This window comes from Rhodococcus sp. P4_F3_2, assembly GCF_056401335.1.
In genome coordinates, this window is record NZ_JBFUJN010000005.1 from 378807 (window position 1) to 394182 (window position 15376).

Sequence of the window (15376 nt, forward strand, 5' to 3'; positions counted from 1 at the left end):
CGATGTACGGACTTCGGGAACCGTAGAAGCTCTAAGCGAGGGTAAAGGAACGTAAAAATGAACGGCAAAACAACGAGGCGACCCTTACCTGCAATTTACGACGCGTCCCCGCGGGGACGTCGCATGACATTTGTCATCGCCGATCCATGACGGTGTCACCGCAGGTGATGACGCTGTGCACTGTTTTCGTCGCGGACTTCCCGCGAGGCTTGGAGGCATGAGAGAACCACATGAGGGAAGCCTCCTGACGGACCTGATGGACATCGGACCCGCACCCACGATGGGCCGCGAACTTGTTGTGATCGTGGTGAACATCGCGATCATCGGAGGGGTATTCGCGATCATCGGCTCCAATCCGGTGTCCTGGATTCTTGTTGCCGCTCTCGCGGTCTACGCGGGCATTCGATTGGCGATTGGACTGCGCAGCTGGAACCGAGAGGAGGCGCAGCGATGAAGGGCGATCCCGTGATCGACGTAGTCGGAATGTCGCGGCGCTACGGCTCCGGCAAGGAGGCGTTCGATGCTGTTCGCAATCTGGATCTGAGTGTTCAGGAAGGCGAGCTGTTCGGCCTCCTGGGAACAAACGGTGCCGGCAAGACATCCACTCTCGAAGTGATTCAGGGCCTTTCACGAGCCAGCGCCGGTACGGTGCGCGTTCTGGGAATGGATCCGGTGCGCAACCGCAAGCAGATTCGACCGTCGCTTGGCATCATGCTCCAGAAGGGTGGGCTTCCCCAAGACCTGACTGCTCGTGAGAGTTTGGCGATGTGGGCCGGAACGTGCTCGAATCCGCTTCCCGTCGACGAGGTGCTCGAGCGCGTGGACATGCGCGACCGTGGCGATACCCGCGTGAAGTTCCTCTCGGGCGGTGAAGCACGCCGACTGGATCTGGCGTGCGCGATCATCGGCCGGCCACTCGTACTGTTCCTCGACGAACCGACTACTGGATTGGATCCCGAAAGTCGTCGTAACACTTGGCAATTGATCGCTGACTTGAAAGCGTCGGGCGTCACCATCATGTTGACGACGCACTACCTGGACGAAGCTGAATCCTTGTGCGACCAATTGGCGATCATGCACCGTGGATCGGTCGTGCGCAGCGGAACCGTGGCGGACGTCGTCGCAGATCATCCCGCCCAGATCAAACTGCACCGCCCAGGTCTTCCGCTCCCAGCGCTGGCCGGCGCCGAGGTGCGCGTCGAAAATGATCTGGTGCTGATCACCACTCGCACCGTCCAGGAGACGCTGACGGAACTGCTGCTGTGGGCGCAGCACAATGATGTCTTGCTGACCGGCTTGGATGCCCGAGCGGCGTCCCTGGAGACAGTATTCCTCTCCATTGCAGACCAATTCGATCATCACGCAACTCTCGAAGGAGCGTCGGCATGAACCGCATAGCAACCCTGTCTCGTTCGGAGTTCACGCTCCTGGGACGAAATCGACTGTTGCTCTTCAATGCAATCGTCCTCCCGCTGATCTTTCCCGTGGGAATGCTGTACCTGTCGCGAGACGGCGGGCTGTCGGACAAGTCGGTGTCCGCAGGCCTCGAGGTATTTGCGCTCTTCCTTCTCGTCTTCGTGGTCTTCTACAACTTGCTGTCGGTGTACGCGACGCGCCGTGACGAGTTGGTTCTCAAGCGACTACGGACCGGGGAATGCAGCGACGCCGAGATCCTGGCGGGCCCGGCAGTGCCGTCGTGGGTTCTCACCGCACTGTTGACGGTGGTCATCGGAATCGCCGTGATGGTTCTGGGCGGCAGTGCCCCGGTCAATCCGGTGCTGGTGCTGCTCGCGGTGATCGGCGGCGCCGCGCTCTTCACGGCGCTGGCGTTGATCACTTCGGCTGTCACGCGAAATGCAGAGGCGGCGCAGATCACCTGCATGCCGATTCTGATTCTGGCGACGGCAGGTATGTCTTCGATCAGGAATGTCGTGCCGGACAACATTGCTCGCATTCTCGATTTCACTCCGCTGGCCGCAGTAGTCGACCTTCTCAATCTCGGATGGCTGGGGCGGACCACTGGCGAACTGGCTGATCTGGGCGATGCGCCCGGTGCGGCGGCCGGATTCGTCGACACCTTCGGTTCGGCTGGGCAACCGCTGTTGGTCATGCTGGCGTGGATCGTCGGTTCGGTTCTGATCGCGAACGTCCACTTCCGCTGGGAACCGCGTTCGTAGAACTCTGAGAAGGTAGTGGGCATGATCGCGCAGAACTTCGGACGCTGGAATCCGAGACGGACGTGGCGAACCGCGTCGAACGTCGACAAGGTTCGCCTCTACACGCGGCAATCGTTCATCATGGTCGCAGTGGTTTTCGGTGGCTTCGGTGCGGTCACCGAGATCGTTGCGGATCGGTACCTGTCGGGTGTCTTCCTCGGAATCAGTGCCGTTGCGTGCGGCATCGCCGTCTCTCGGATGTCAGATCTGGGCGGAGTCGTGGCCAAGCCCGTCCAGATTCCTCTTGCCGTGATGACGTTGTCCGCGTTCTGCTCGGCGGGAATCGCCTTGGGAAGCAATGGCGAGAACGGCCCGTACTTCTGGCTCGCGGCAATCCTTGTCGTGCCCCTTGCTGGGTTGACGTCGTTGCGCTGGCTGATCGTGGGCTCGGTGGCCGCCGGGGTTGTACTGGGACTGCTTGCGGGTCCGGAAAGCGGCGTGTCCGTCGGAATCGTCGCCGCCTTCATGGGGCTGACCGTCTACATGTCGGTGTGGCTGCTTCGCATGGTCACCGAATTGGACGAGGCTCGCGGAGCTGCCGCTGCCCTGTCCGTCGCCGAGGAGCGATTGCGATTTTCGCGCGATCTCCATGACGTCGTCGGGCGGGCACTGTCTGCAATTGCGGTGAAAAGCGAACTTGCAGCCACTCTTTCACGACGCGGCGACGATCGTGCCGCCGCGCAGATGGACGAAGTACGCGAACTTGCGCAAGATTCTCTCGACGAAGCGCGCGAGTTGGTTCGGGGATACCGGTCCATCGCCTTGGCATCGGAGCTGGCCGGTGCGCAGTCTCTGCTCGAGGCCGCCGGAATCTCCACCGCGATACGTGGATCGGCAGATCAACTGCCGGTGGAACTGGCCGAAGCCGCCGCGTGGGTCGTCCGTGAAGGCGTGACCAACATTCTCCGGCACTCCAGTGCCGAGAATTGCAGCATCGAGGTGTCCGCGGACGGCGTCGTGATTGCCAACGACGGCGCACGGATCGCAGAGCCGAACAACGGAACCGGCCTGAACGGCTTACGCGAGCGCGTCGGCGCCGTCGGAGGAACTGTCGAAACCGCGCAGGACGAAGATCGCTTCACCCTCACCGCCCACTTTCCGTCCCGAACGAAGGAGTCTCGGTGACCGAGCCGATCAAGGTACTGCTGGCCGACGACGAGAACCTGATCCGCTCGGCTCTGGCCATGATGTTGTCGCTCGAGGACGACATCATTGTCGTGGCAGAAGCCGAATCCGGCGAGGATGCCGTGATCGCTGCTGCAAAGCATCAACCTGACGTAGCTGTGCTCGACCTTCAGATGGCGGGTATCGACGGCATCGAGACGGCGCAACAGATTGCGCAGACGGTCTCGGGGTGCGTCTCGATCATCGTGACGAGCCACGGGCGTCCTGGGTACCTGAAGAAGGCACTGTCAGCAGGTGTCCGCGGGTTTCTACCGAAGACGACGCCTGCGGCGACGCTCGCCGAGGTGGTCCGCAGCGTCCATGCCGGCGGGAGGTACGTCGACCCGTCGTTGGCTGCCGAGGCGATCGGCGCCGGCGACTCACCGCTTACTCCGCGCGAGGCGGACGTACTCGAATACGCGGCCGACGGGGCATCCATCGAGCAGATCGCTTCCCGGGCACATCTGTCTGCGGGTACCACCCGAAACTATTTGTCGTCAGCTGTCACCAAACTCGGTGCGGCCAATCGGCACGAAGCTGCAGTGATCGCCCGCCGGCAGGGGTGGATTTAGGGCCTCCGGCCCCCGTGCGCCTTTCTGGTTGCGGGGACTACCAAAAAGGCGCACAGGGCCGAAGGCCCTGCGATGTCGAGAATCCCCGACTTGCTTCGTCCCTGTAGTGACGTGCGACCAGAATGGGTGGCACCGACACAGAGGAGATTCACGATGGCCAAGTACTTGCTGCTCAAGCACTACCGCGGCGCTCCGGCTGCAGTCAACGACGTGCCGATGGACCAGTGGACACCGGAAGAGATCACGGCCCACGTGAAGTACATGCAGGACTTCGCGGATCGGCTCGAGAAGGCGGGCGAGTTCGTCGACGGTCAGGCTCTCGCTCCTGAGGGCACCTTTGTCCGGTACGACGGTGAGGGTCGCCCGCCGGTCACCGACGGTCCGTTCGCGGAAACCAAGGACCTCATTGCCGGCTGGATGGTGATCGACGTCGACAACTACGACCGAGCCGTCGAATTGGCCGGGGAGCTCTCGGCCGCGCCCGGCGCAGGCGGGAAGCCGATTCACGAATGGCTCGAACTGCGCCCGTTCCTGACCGAGCCGCCGACCATCACGGACTGACGACTCTCATGGACGACACGCTGCTTCGAAGTCTGACTCCGAGCGTGCTCGGCATCCTCGTTCGCCGCGGAGCAGATTTCGCGTCGGCCGAGGATGCCGTGCAGGATGCTCTGCTCGAGGCGGTCAGGACCTGGCCGGACAACCCGCCGCGGGACCCGAAGGGCTGGCTGGTCACAGTGGCCTGGCGGCGGTTCCTCGACGGGATCCGGTCGGATGCGGCTCGTCGCAAGCGGGAGTTTCTGGTTGACGAGCAGCCAGGCGAGCGGCCGGTCAGCGGGTCGGTGCCGGGCGTGGACGACACACTCCAGCTCTACTTTCTGTGCGCTCACCCGTCGTTGACGCCGTCGTCCGCCGTTGCACTTACGCTGCGCGCTGTCGGCGGGCTGACCACTCGCCAGATTGCGCAGGCTTACCTGGTGCCTGAGGCGACGATGGCTCAGCGCATCAGCCGAGCCAAGCGCACGGTCTCCGGCGTGCGGTTCGAGCAACCCGGCGATGTCGCCACCGTTCTACGTGTCCTTTATCTGGTCTTCAACGAGGGGTACTCCGGCGACGTCGACCTGGCTGCCGAGGCCATCAGGCTCACCCGGCAGCTCGCCGCTGCGATCGATCATCCCGAGGTGGCGGGGTTGCTCGCTCTGATGCTGCTTCATCACGCTCGCCGCGCCGCGCGCACTGCCGCAGACGGCAGCCTGGTTCCGCTTGCCGAGCAGGACCGCGGACGGTGGGACACCGAGACGATCGCGGAAGGGGTCGTGATCCTTCAGGGAGCCCTCGCTCGCGACCGACTGGGTGAGTTCCAAGCCCAGGCCGCGATTGCCGCACTTCATGCCGACGCTCTCACAGCAGACGAGACCGATTGGGTGCAGATCGTGGAGTGGTACGACGAACTCGCAGCCCTGACCGACAGCCCGATCGTCCGGCTCAACCGAGCGGTGGCGGTCGGCGAGGCGGACGGGCCACGCGCCGGCTTGGCAGCTCTTGCAGCGCTGGACGATTCACTTCCGCGCCATGCCGCAGTCGAGGCCTATCTCCGTGAACGCGACGGAGACCTGGAGACGGCGGCGAGGTTGTATGCCGATGCAGCGCACAAGGCATCCAACCTCGCCGAACGTGACCATCTGATGCTTCAGGCGTCGAGGATCAACGCCCGTCGATCTCTGAAGCGTCCTGGGTCAGAGAACCTGTGACAGGAACGCCTGCAGTCGATCGGTCTCGGGATCGTCGAAAAGCTGTTCCGGAGTACCGGTTTCGACAACGGCGCCGCGGTCCATGAAGAGCACCTTGTCGGAAACGGAACGCGCGAAGCCCATTTCGTGCGTCACGACGACCATGGTCATACCGGACTTCGCGAGATCGGCCATCAACGCCAGAACACCCTTGACCAGTTCGGGGTCGAGAGCTGACGTCGCCTCGTCGAAGAACATGACCTCGGGCTTCATCGCCAAGGCGCGGGCAATGGCGACGCGCTGCTGCTGACCACCGGAAAGGTTGCCGGGCCGCGAGTCCGCCTTCTCCTTGAGCCCCACCAGATCCAGCTGCTCGAGCGCGAGCGCCCGAGCTTGTTCCTTGGACAACCCCTTGAGCTTGTTCGGCCCGAGCGCGATGTTCTCGGCGACGGTCTTGTGTGGGAACAGGTTGAAGTGCTGGAACACCATGCCGATTCGCTGGCGAAGCTCGTCGGGGTTGTCCTTCAAGACGGACTTCCCGTCGAGCAGCACGTCACCCTGCTCAGGCTCGTGCAGACGGTTCAGCACGCGCAGGAGCGTCGACTTGCCCGAACCGGAGGGCCCGATCACGGTGACGGTGTTTCCGGCGTCGACGTGCAGGTTGACGCCGCGAAGCACCTTGTTTGTGCCGAAGGACAGATGCAGGTCCTTGCCGGTGAGCGATACGGACTTCAGTTGAGAGCTGGTGGTCATGTCCTCAGCCCCTTTCCACGACGATGGCCTGCTCGAGCGGATCCAACGTGCCTGAGGTGTCGGCGCGTCCGGTCCGGAGTCGGTTGTCGATGTAGTTGACGAGGTGCGTCAGCGGGATGGTCAGAGCAAGGTAGAACAAGCCTGCCGCAACGAGCGGGGACAGGCTGCCGGTCTGGGCGTTGAGATCACGTCCGACGGCAAAGAGTTCCCGCTGGGTGACGAGGAGACCGAGGAAGTAGATCAGCGACGAGTCCTTGATCAGCGAGATGAACTGGTTCATCAACGCCGGCAGAACGCGTCGTACACCCTGCGGGATGACGACAAGCGACATGGACTTGCGGTAGCTGAAGCCGAGGGCGCGTGAAGCCTCGAGCTGCCCGGACTCGACGCTCTGGATACCGGATCTGAAGATCTCACCGATGTACGCCGACGCGAGCAGTGACAGCGCCGCGACGCCCAGCCAGTACGGATTGCTGCCGGTGATTCCCTTGACGATCGGTCCGACGCCGAGCCCGATGATCAAGATGATGACGACGGCGGGCAGGCCACGGAAGATATCGGTGTAGACGCGGGCTGGCCAGCGCAGCCAACGGGTGCGCGAGATGCCGGCGACAGCGAGCAGCATGCCGAGGACCGTGCCGATGATGCCAGACGCGAGCGCAAGGATCAGGGTGTTGGGAAGACCGGTCTTGAGGAGATCGGGGAATGCCTTCTTGTACAGATCCCAGTCGAAGAACGTGTCCTTGAGCTGTTCGAGCGTCGACTTCGGTTGGTACGACGCGGTATCGCCACCGTCACCGTTTGCTGCGTTTTCTGCCGCAATGGCTGCGAAGTCGGGCAGTTCCGGAGTGGCCGCGGCCTTGGATCCGGGCTTCCAGCCTTCAGGGAGTTGGCGCGGTACCCAGTCGGCGTACAGCTGAGACCAGGTTCCGTCGTCGATGACTGCGTCGAGGCCGGAGTTGAGGGCGTCGATCAGCGGCTGGTTTTCCTTGTTCACCGCCCAGCCGACGAAGTTGTTGACCGAGAAGGTGTTCTGGATGATCGAGGTCGGGTCACCGGGAGCGATTGCGCCTTCGGCCTGCTGAGACGGAGCTACCCAGGCGTCGATCTGTCCGGATTTGAGGTTCGCGTACGCCGTGGCGTAGTCGGGAAACTTCACGGGATCGAGCTTGAGCGTGTTCACGACGTAGTCGTCCTGCACGGTTCCCTGCACGACGCCGATGCGCTTTGATGCGTCCAGGTCTCCGAAGCCGGTGATCGGGCTGCCGTTAGGCACGACGAGGGAGAAGTATCCGAAGTCGTAACCGTTGGTGAAGCCGACGGTGTTGCGACGGTCGTCTGTGGTGGTGATGGACGACGAGCCGACGTCGAAGCGTCGACCGGCAACCTGGGCGAGGAGCCCGGCGAACTCGGTGCCGACGAACTCGACCTTCAGGCCCAGCTTGTCCGCGACGGCCTTCAGCAGCTCGTTGTCGTATCCGGTGTACTGATTATCGGAGTTGACGCAGATGCTCGGGGGCGCGTCACCGAGCGTGCCGACCGTGATGACCCCGGGTTTGATCAAGTTCAGCTTCGAGGTGTCGATCCGATCGACCGGGGTGACGGTGGCCGTGGTGTAGCGGTCTTCGGCGCCCGCACCCGCTGCCGCATCCAGGTTTGTGGGGGCCGCGGTTGCGGCTCCCACTCCTGGAGGCGCACACAGGTCTGTGGGGGCTGCCGACGAATCCGAACCACTCGAGCACGATGACAGAGTCAGCGCCAGGAGGGTAGTGAGGAGCAGTGCCACCACCAGGCGGATCTTCGCTGCGACGGAAGAAAACATGCGAGCAGCGTAAACCTAAGGGTAGCCATTTCTCCGTGTAGAACTGTTGACAGTTTTCGGACAAGCGGCCGCTGCGCTGCGGGCATGCCTTCAAATCAGCGTGATTTTAAGTATCGCCAGGTCGGAGAATCCCGTCTCGAAGGGAACGGAGTTACCGAACCGGTGCGAGTTCGACGCCCGCCGGAGGTACCAGGCGGCGCAGTGTCCCGTCGAAGCCGCTGACGTAGAGCGCCCAGCCGTCGCCGTCCCGGCCGATACGCACTGAACTCGGCCCGGTCCACCCACCCGACAGACCCGAAGCGACGACGCAGGACTGCCCGGTCTCGGGATCTACACGATAGATCGCGCCCTCGAGGTGAGCAGCGACGTAGAGCATCCCATCCCGCGACACGGTCAGATCGTCGAGACCGGGTACCGGGCTCGGGACGGTTGCGACAACGGCCCACGCATCAGGGGTATCCACAGGGACTCGAATGATCTGACCTGTGAACAGATCATCGGTGTACACGGCTCGATGATCCGGACTGAGCGCGAGCCCCTCCGAACGTGGCACTGCGGCCCAATTGGGTACGACGGTTCGGGAGTCATGTTGATAGCGCGACACGCCCTTCGACGGGCCGCCCTCCGTTCCGACCCACGTCGTCAGAAGATCGCCGTCGGGAAGTCGGAGCAAGCCGTTGCCCGCGAAGTCGGCGGGTGCGGACAGCTGATCCGTCGTGGTGTCCAGTTGCCACAGCTTGCCGTCCTGTCCTTCGGCGTCGACGTGATAGATCTTCGACTCGCCGGAGAGGTAGAACCCGCCGTTGTCATCGGTCTCGAGGTTTTCGAGCTGTTCCAACCCCTGGGCTACGGTCTCGACCTGCCAATCGCCGCACATCGGCGCGGTTGTCCAGGTGGCCTCCGCCGGCGTCGCCGCGGCAGCGGTCCCGGCTGCGATTGCCGCGGCAGCGGTCCCGGCTGCGATTGCCGCGGCAGCGGTCCCGGCTGCGATTGCCGCGACGATCAACAACGCCCGAGTTCGGTTGCGTGATAGCCCCATTGCGCACAACTTACGGCAAATCGGACCAATATCAAACGGTCTGGTCGGTATAGCCGACGCCCAGGGGGTCGCTCCAGCTGGTCCACACGTCTGGCCCGAGTTCGATCTCGGCTGTGGTGAGTAGACACGCGTCGAGTTCTCGGTGCAGTCGAGACGGGTCGATGGATTGGCCGATGAAGACGAGTTCTTGTCGGCAGTCACCGACAGGTTCTTCCCACTTGTCGAGGATTCCGTCGCGACGGTAGTCGTCGGCCGGCCACTCGTCACGGGGTAGAAACTTCCACCAACGGCCGACGTATCCGTGGCGAATGAGATGACCGGCCTGAGAAATACTCCCGATCTCGGTGAACCGGCCGGCATTCCAGTAGTAGCCCTTGGCCCGAAGTAACTTTCCGTTGGTCCACTCGCTGCTCAGGAAATCATGCAGGCGTTGTGGGTGGAAGGGCGCGCGCTCGCGGTACACCACCGAACCGATTCCGTACTCCTCGGTTTCGGGGGTGTGTTCACCTTGGAGTTCTTGTAGCCATCCAGGGGCCTGAGCAGCTTTCTCGAGCGAGAACAAGCCGGTATCGAGAATCGTGTCGAGTGGGATACGGCCGAGAGCCATCGGAACTATCGCAGCAGTTGCGTTCAAAGATCGTAGGACCGCGGTCAATTCGATCAGGTGCTGTTGCGAGACGAGATCGGCCTTGCTCACCAGGATGACATCGGCAAATTCGATCTGATCGACAAGCAGATCCGCGATGTCGCGTTCATCTTCCGGGGCATCGGCTTCGACGCGACCTCCAGCCGTGTAGTCGCGCAGAAAACTGTTGCCGTCGACGACTGTGACCATGGTGTCGAGTCGGGCGACGTCGGCCAGGGCATGGCCGTCGGTATCGATGAAGGTGAACGTCTCCGCGACGGGCAGAGGTTCGGAGATGCCCGAAGATTCGATGAGAAGGTAGTCGAATCGGCCATCGGCGGCCAAGGCGCTTATCTCGGAGAGAAGATCCTCTCGCAGAGTGCAGCAGATGCAGCCGTTGGTCATCTCGACCAGTTTCTCCTCGGAGCGACTGAGCGAGATCTCACGCTCGACTTCTGCACTGTCGATGTTGATTTCGCTCATGTCGTTGACGATCACCGCAACCCGGCGGCCCTCCCGATTGCGCAGGATCTCGTTGAGTAGCGTCGTCTTCCCGGCGCCCAGGAAACCTGACAGCACCGTGACCGGAAGTCGTGTGTCGACCATGATTTCCAGTGTCCTTCCGAATGAGTGAATCGTTGTGATCAGGCGGCGGTCACGCGAACCGCTGCGATCGCGTGCGCCGGCGTCGTTGCGGCCGTGACCGATTGCATCGGGGAACGGCCACTTCTCGGTGGTCCGGTGAACGATGGTCCCCACCCGTCCTCGGCAGTAAGCAGGCATTCGAATATGCCCGGGAACGTATTCGTCTCGCACACGTACTCGCTGACCGACCTCGAAGGTGGTTGTGTCGATGCGAGCCGGTCGGCCTTCGGATTCGCTGGGCCGTGAGAGTGGGAACGGTCCTCCTGCAAGGCTTTCGAGCTCCTCCTGCGTCAGGATTCCCTTTTCGACCATCAGTGCCGCGACGCCGATGACGTACCGCTCGTAGTACGGGGTCATCATGTAGTGGCGGGGCTCCATCCGCTCGACGACGTATCGAACTTCGTCGACGCTGAAGGCCCCGAGTTCGGCGACACCGGCGAACATCAGGCTGTACGGCAGGTGCTCCCACTCGGCGTGGAAGGTGGGGCCGATGTCGGCGTTGACGGTATGCGGGACTTTGCCGAAGCCTTGAACTCCGGCAAGATCGTGTACTCCATCCATGGTGTGCTTCTTTCTTGTCGGGGTGGTCAGACGGTGGTGACCTGCGGGACTGCGACGCCGATCAGGCAGTCCTTGGTGACGATTTCCTGCAGTTGTTCCTGGCTCCAGCCTTCGGTGCCTGCGGGACGTTGCGGTAGGACCATGTACCGAGTTTCGGCGGTGGTGTCGTAGACGCGGATCTCGACGTCCGACGCGATCTCGGTTCCCATCTCGGAGAGAACCTTCCGTGGCTCGCGGACCACGCGTGCACGGTATTCGAAACTCTTGTACCAGGTCGGCGGCAGACCGAGGATGGGCCACGCGGTGCATGAACACAGCGAGCACACGATCACGTTCTTGAGGGTCGGGGTGTCTTCGACTGCCACGATGTATTCGCCCTGGGGGCCCAGATATCCGTACTGGGCAACCGCGGCGGTACCGTCGGTGAGAAGCAGTTGCCGGAAATCGGGGTCGGTCCAAGCCCGCGCGACCAATTCCGCTCCGCGCCTTGGACTGAAGTCCTCCTCGAAGGTCTTCTTCCATCCCTCGACGTAACCGTCGGGTACCAATCCCTTACCGTCGAGTGCGCGGAACAGGGCCCACGCGCGATCGGAGACCGGCGCCTGGGCCGGTGCGGCGTTCTCCGTTGTGTGGTCGATCGTTACTGACATCTGGTTCACCTTTTCTATGCGGGCTGATCATGTGTGAATCGGTGGAATTTTTTGTGCAAGTGCGGATACAGGACTAGGTGAGGCTGAGTTGTGGTGCAGAGTCGGAGATGTGGTCGGCAGGCGTCGGAAACGCGCCGCGAAGCTTTTCGAATGCGCGCCCGACTCGGAGGACCGTCGCATCGTCGAAGGTCTTGCCGGTGATCATCATTCCGACCGGAAGCCCGTTTACCAGGCCGGCCGGAACGGACAGGGACGGATGTCCGGTCACGTCGAATGGTGCCGTGTTGGCGATCATCCCGAGAGCCTTCGTGATGAAGGTTGCACGATCCACGTCCTTCGCCGGCAATTCGGATGCGACGTAGGGCAGTGTGGGCATCACCAGGACGTCGAATTGTCTCAAGGCAGTGTCGTAGGCGGCGCGGGCGAGCGGTACGAGGTTCCGGGCTTTGCCGTAGCTCGCGCCGCCGAGGGTGGTGATGCCGTGGTGGCCGGTCAGGGCCACTAGTTTGACGGTTTCGGACAGAGCGTCGGCGTGCTGAATGCGTCGAGAAGCAAAGTGTGCCATCAGTTCCGGATCGTACAAACCTWCGGCGTTCATGCCGTATCCGTTGCCGTCCAACATCTGGTAGGCACCACCGTCCGTGGCGATCACGTTCCAGATGTGGAAAGCATGCAGGTGCCACGGGATGTTTACTTCCTCTACCGTGCAACCGATTTCGGTCAGACTGTGTGCCGCTGCGCGGACTGCGTCGTCGACCTCGGGCTGTGAGACCGCGTGCCCGAAACCTTCTCGAACGATCCCGATTCGCAGACCATCCACATCGGAGTCGAGGGTGGACAGATAGTCACCTGCTTCGACGCAGTCGGCTTGGCGTGGGTCGTTACCGTCGCGACCGGCGATGACCGAGAGCATCAGTGCGGCATCGTGGACCGTGCGTGTGATCGGGCCGAGATGGTCGATTGTCCGCTCGATGGGAAATGCGCCGGTATACGGGACGAGCCCGAACGTCGGCTTGTGTCCGACGACGCCGCAGAATGCCGCCGGGATCCGGATCGATCCGCCTTGATCTCCGCCGATGGCAAAATCGACGTCACCGTTTGCAACGAGAGCTGCACTGCCACCGGATGATCCACCTGCTTCACGCTGTGGGTCCCATGGATTGCGGACCGGTCCGCTTGCCGGTGTGAAGCTCGAACCGGAGAAACACAGGTCCTCACACACAGCTTTGCCTGCGACGGTTGCACCGGCCGCCAGTAGTCGAGTGACCACAGTTGCGTCGCGAGACGGAGTGAATCCCTCTACCGTCCGAGATCCGTTCATCATCGGAACTCCGGCCACGGTCACGTTGTCCTTGATCGCCACGCGTCGGCCGGTCAGGACGCCGTCCGACGTCGGCGGGATGCTTGTGGTCACATACCAAGCGCTCAAAGGATTTTCGTTCGCAGTTGGCACCGCATGCTCGCGTGACGTGGTCGGCGGGGTTGCCTCGTCGGCGTACAACTGGTCGACTACGTCGTAGGAGCCCAGTGCTCCGTCGATCAGTGCCGGCCACTCGAGCCGGGCTGATTGGTCGAGAGTGATGCCGTAATACCTTGCAGCGGTGTCTATTGCATTGTCGTCAGGTCGGATTGTCGCCATGAGAAGTGTGCTCCTGATGTGATCGGCTTCACTTGTCTTTCAGACTAGGGCCGGATCAGTAATTGCGTCAATAGGTATCGACATATTGACTCGTTAAGTTCGGGTTACGCGCGCTCAGAGAGAGCGGGGGTACAGGCGCCCATGGCGTGATTCAGCGATCAGAATCGGCCGATGCAGTGGAACGCCGGTGTCCGTCGAGCTTTTCGACGTTGTGACAAGCTGCCGGAGTACTGTTTCCGGATCGTCCGCCGACGTTCGTTCGACTGCGCGTGCGTAAGCGACGATCGCTTCGTACGTTGTCTCCGACAGGGAACTGAGCGGAGGCAGGAGTTCGTTCGAGCTTGCGCTGTATCGTTTTTCGAGGTCGTGATCGCCGGCTGCGGATTGAAAGTAGCCGAAGGCCGCCCAGACTCCGTCGGCATCGGAATTGCCGATGAGCTGCTGAGTGGCCTCGTCGAGGACCAGCGCAAACGTCCGCGTGGTGGCCCGCAGTCCGTGCTGGGCGCATTGCCGTTCGAAAAAAACCTCGTCATGCCCCACCAGGGTGGAAAGAATCAGTTCGGCCCCGGAGTCGGCTATCGACTCGATGATCCGTGAGAAGTCGGTTGTTCCCAACGGTACGTAGACTTCGCCGGCCACCGAACCTGTGGATTCGGCGATCACACGCCGGGCCGCCCAATGTGCTCCGAACGACCACGAATACTGCTGACCGACCAGGAACCAAGTGCGAGAACCGGTCTCGGACATCATTGCCGGTATGCCCGCTCGCGTCTGGTCGAGTGGCCGCTCACCCAATCGAAGTATCCCCGGACGCGATCGGCCTCCTTCGTTGAGAACTGTGTGCACCAACAACACACCGGTGTTTTGCAACGCAGATGCAGCGGCATTGAAGGTCGACGACGTCACGCACGCAAAAATGGCGCGACATCCGCTTTTCGCCAATCGCAGTGCGGTCGCCGCTCCGGCCGCCGAGTCGGAAGCGTCATCGCCGATCACCAAGTCGACGAGAACGCCGCCGACACCGCCGTCGGCATTGATCTCTTCGACCGCCAGGGCAGCGAGTGTTTCTGTGGCCTGGGCGAATACAGCCGCCGAGCCGGATTTGCTGACCAGCAGTCCGATCCGATGTCGGTCGGAGCGCGGAGGTTCGGGTGGAGCAAATCCGCGCTTGTTGGCAAGCCAGGAAATGCCGTCCTGATCGAGGCTGGACTCGAGAACGAGTCGGGTGCCGGTGCCGTCGGGAAAGAACCGGATCGTCAGACGGCCGCGCCACGGTTGGTGGTGCACGATCACGACCGATCGGCCCCGCTTCACGCCGGCGACATACCCCAACAGAGTGATCGGCATTCCGGCTACATCTGCGCGTGCGCCGTCGCCGACGGGAAGGGAGATGGCGACGGCGGCCCCGACCGTCAGTTGCTCACATTCGAGTTCGAGCAGTTGCCCCGTTTCGAAGCGCTCGAAGGCTGACCCTGGTGGGTCCGTCGTCACGATCTGTGCCGTTACGGAGAGACCTGGCACGTTCTACTTCCTGCCTGAAATAGATGCTGGGGCTCAAACAGGGCCTCAAGCCCGGCGACGCACCGAAGCCGCGTCGGAATCCTCAGTCGCCGTGGTCGGCAACTCGGAGGTATTCGAACCTGCTTCCAGCGCTCGCCCGAGGACGTCGCGCAGGAACTGGAGTGCATCGTTGGCGGGCCCAGACGGATCGATCGAAAACAAGCGATGACGTCCTTGACGGCGTTCGACGATAACTCCGGACAGCCGCAGCGCCTTGAGATGTGTGGATACCGTGGTGCGACCGACCGTCGAAATTTGATCGCTGATGAAGCCTGCGTTGCATTCGCCGTGGGTAGCCAGAGTGTCGAGAATCTGTCGGCGCACCTGGTCGGCCAGCACAGCAAACGCCAACTCTTCGTTTCGTTGAGTAGTCACTGTGTGCTGCCCGCGCTTCCTCGAT

Annotated in this window: 15 protein-coding genes and 1 pseudogene; 7 read left to right on the plus strand and 9 right to left on the minus strand. The window is 62.4% G+C overall.

Annotated elements, in window-relative coordinates; genetic code table 11:
• Positions 1-217: 217 nt before the first annotated feature.
• The 7 genes from AC1DWA_RS08095 to AC1DWA_RS08125 all read left to right on the plus strand — a co-directional run bounded on the left by AC1DWA_RS08095 (position 218) and on the right by AC1DWA_RS08125 (position 5703).
• Complete coding sequence (locus AC1DWA_RS08095; protein WP_029256775.1) at positions 218-454, plus strand: hypothetical protein; 237 nt, start codon at positions 218-220, stop codon at positions 452-454.
• Positions 451-1389, plus strand: coding sequence for an ABC transporter ATP-binding protein (locus tag AC1DWA_RS08100; protein ID WP_019746143.1), 939 nt, complete (start codon positions 451-453; stop codon positions 1387-1389). The genes AC1DWA_RS08095 and AC1DWA_RS08100 overlap by 4 nt, the downstream gene beginning before the upstream one ends.
• Complete coding sequence (locus AC1DWA_RS08105; protein ID WP_477847709.1) at positions 1386-2177, plus strand: ABC transporter permease; 792 nt, start codon at positions 1386-1388, stop codon at positions 2175-2177. The genes AC1DWA_RS08100 and AC1DWA_RS08105 overlap by 4 nt, the downstream gene beginning before the upstream one ends.
• Positions 2178-2198: 21 nt before the next feature.
• On the plus strand, positions 2199-3341 hold the full coding sequence (locus tag AC1DWA_RS08110; RefSeq protein ID WP_477847711.1) for a sensor histidine kinase: 1143 nt from the start codon (positions 2199-2201) through the stop codon (positions 3339-3341).
• The gene (locus tag AC1DWA_RS08115; RefSeq protein ID WP_211918891.1) at positions 3338-3952 is read left to right on the plus strand and encodes a response regulator transcription factor; all 615 of its coding nucleotides are present in this window, start codon (positions 3338-3340) and stop codon (positions 3950-3952) included. The genes AC1DWA_RS08110 and AC1DWA_RS08115 overlap by 4 nt, the downstream gene beginning before the upstream one ends.
• Positions 3953-4105: 153 nt before the next feature.
• Positions 4106-4513, plus strand: coding sequence for a YciI family protein (locus tag AC1DWA_RS08120; RefSeq protein ID WP_021346141.1), 408 nt, complete (start codon positions 4106-4108; stop codon positions 4511-4513).
• A gap of 8 nt (positions 4514-4521) precedes the next feature.
• Positions 4522-5703 (plus strand): RNA polymerase sigma factor, encoded by a 1182-nt coding sequence (locus tag AC1DWA_RS08125; RefSeq protein ID WP_477847756.1) that lies wholly within the window; start codon positions 4522-4524, stop codon positions 5701-5703.
• On the opposite strand, the gene AC1DWA_RS08130 is transcribed toward AC1DWA_RS08125, so the two are convergent.
• The 9 genes and pseudogenes from AC1DWA_RS08130 to AC1DWA_RS08170 form a co-directional block, all read right to left on the minus strand.
• Positions 5689-6435 carry an amino acid ABC transporter ATP-binding protein gene (locus tag AC1DWA_RS08130; RefSeq protein WP_046379686.1) on the minus strand — a complete coding sequence of 249 codons (747 nt, stop codon included), beginning with the start codon at positions 6433-6435 and terminating at the stop codon, positions 5689-5691. The two genes, AC1DWA_RS08125 and AC1DWA_RS08130, sit on opposite strands and share 15 nt — an antisense overlap.
• 4 nt (positions 6436-6439) lie before the next feature.
• Entirely contained in the window at positions 6440-8257 is a 1818-nt protein-coding gene (locus AC1DWA_RS08135) for an ABC transporter substrate-binding protein/permease (RefSeq protein ID WP_477847714.1), read from the minus strand.
• 151 nt (positions 8258-8408) lie between these two features.
• Positions 8409-9296, minus strand: a complete 888-nt coding sequence (locus tag AC1DWA_RS08140; protein ID WP_477847716.1) for an SMP-30/gluconolactonase/LRE family protein — start codon at positions 9294-9296, stop codon at positions 8409-8411.
• Positions 9297-9327: 31 nt separating this feature from the next.
• Entirely contained in the window at positions 9328-10527 is a 1200-nt protein-coding gene (gene zigA, locus AC1DWA_RS08145; RefSeq protein ID WP_477847718.1) for a zinc metallochaperone GTPase ZigA, read from the minus strand.
• Positions 10528-10617: 90 nt separating this feature from the next.
• A pseudogene (nthB, locus tag AC1DWA_RS08150) lies at positions 10618-11127 on the minus strand (nitrile hydratase subunit beta); the annotation flags it as partial.
• A 26-nt stretch (positions 11128-11153) separates the two neighbouring features.
• Positions 11154-11777 (minus strand): nitrile hydratase subunit alpha, encoded by a 624-nt coding sequence (gene nthA, locus AC1DWA_RS08155; protein ID WP_029256769.1) that lies wholly within the window; start codon positions 11775-11777, stop codon positions 11154-11156.
• Between the two features lie 73 nt (positions 11778-11850).
• A complete protein-coding gene (locus AC1DWA_RS08160) occupies positions 11851-13416 on the minus strand; it encodes an amidase (protein WP_477916578.1) in 1566 nt (521 codons plus the stop codon).
• 114 nt (positions 13417-13530) lie between these two features.
• A complete protein-coding gene (locus AC1DWA_RS08165) occupies positions 13531-14937 on the minus strand; it encodes a substrate-binding protein (protein WP_477847724.1) in 1407 nt (468 codons plus the stop codon).
• Between the two features lie 45 nt (positions 14938-14982).
• The gene (locus AC1DWA_RS08170) at positions 14983-15351 is read right to left on the minus strand and encodes an ArsR/SmtB family transcription factor (RefSeq protein WP_019746129.1); all 369 of its coding nucleotides are present in this window, start codon (positions 15349-15351) and stop codon (positions 14983-14985) included.
• Between the last annotated feature and the right edge of the window lie 25 nt (positions 15352-15376).

Bases quoted from the DNA above. Each gene is read 5' to 3' on its own strand.
- zigA (WP_477847718.1), bottom strand. From the start codon at position 10,527: ATGGTCGACACACGACTTCCGGTCACGGTGCTGTCAGGTTTCCTGGGC.
- AC1DWA_RS08125 (WP_477847756.1), top strand. From the start codon at position 4,522: ATGGACGACACGCTGCTTCGAAGTCTGACTCCGAGCGTGCTCGGCATC.
- nthA (WP_029256769.1), bottom strand. From the start codon at position 11,777: ATGTCAGTAACGATCGACCACACAACGGAGAACGCCGCACCGGCCCAG.
- AC1DWA_RS08100 (WP_019746143.1), top strand. From the start codon at position 451: ATGAAGGGCGATCCCGTGATCGACGTAGTCGGAATGTCGCGGCGCTAC.
- AC1DWA_RS08135 (WP_477847714.1), bottom strand. From the start codon at position 8,257: ATGTTTTCTTCCGTCGCAGCGAAGATCCGCCTGGTGGTGGCACTGCTC.
- AC1DWA_RS08105 (WP_477847709.1), top strand. From the start codon at position 1,386: ATGAACCGCATAGCAACCCTGTCTCGTTCGGAGTTCACGCTCCTGGGA.
- AC1DWA_RS08130 (WP_046379686.1), bottom strand. From the start codon at position 6,435: ATGACCACCAGCTCTCAACTGAAGTCCGTATCGCTCACCGGCAAGGAC.
- AC1DWA_RS08110 (WP_477847711.1), top strand. From the start codon at position 2,199: ATGATCGCGCAGAACTTCGGACGCTGGAATCCGAGACGGACGTGGCGA.
- AC1DWA_RS08095 (WP_029256775.1), top strand. From the start codon at position 218: ATGAGAGAACCACATGAGGGAAGCCTCCTGACGGACCTGATGGACATC.
- AC1DWA_RS08140 (WP_477847716.1), bottom strand. From the start codon at position 9,296: ATGGGGCTATCACGCAACCGAACTCGGGCGTTGTTGATCGTCGCGGCA.
- AC1DWA_RS08120 (WP_021346141.1), top strand. From the start codon at position 4,106: ATGGCCAAGTACTTGCTGCTCAAGCACTACCGCGGCGCTCCGGCTGCA.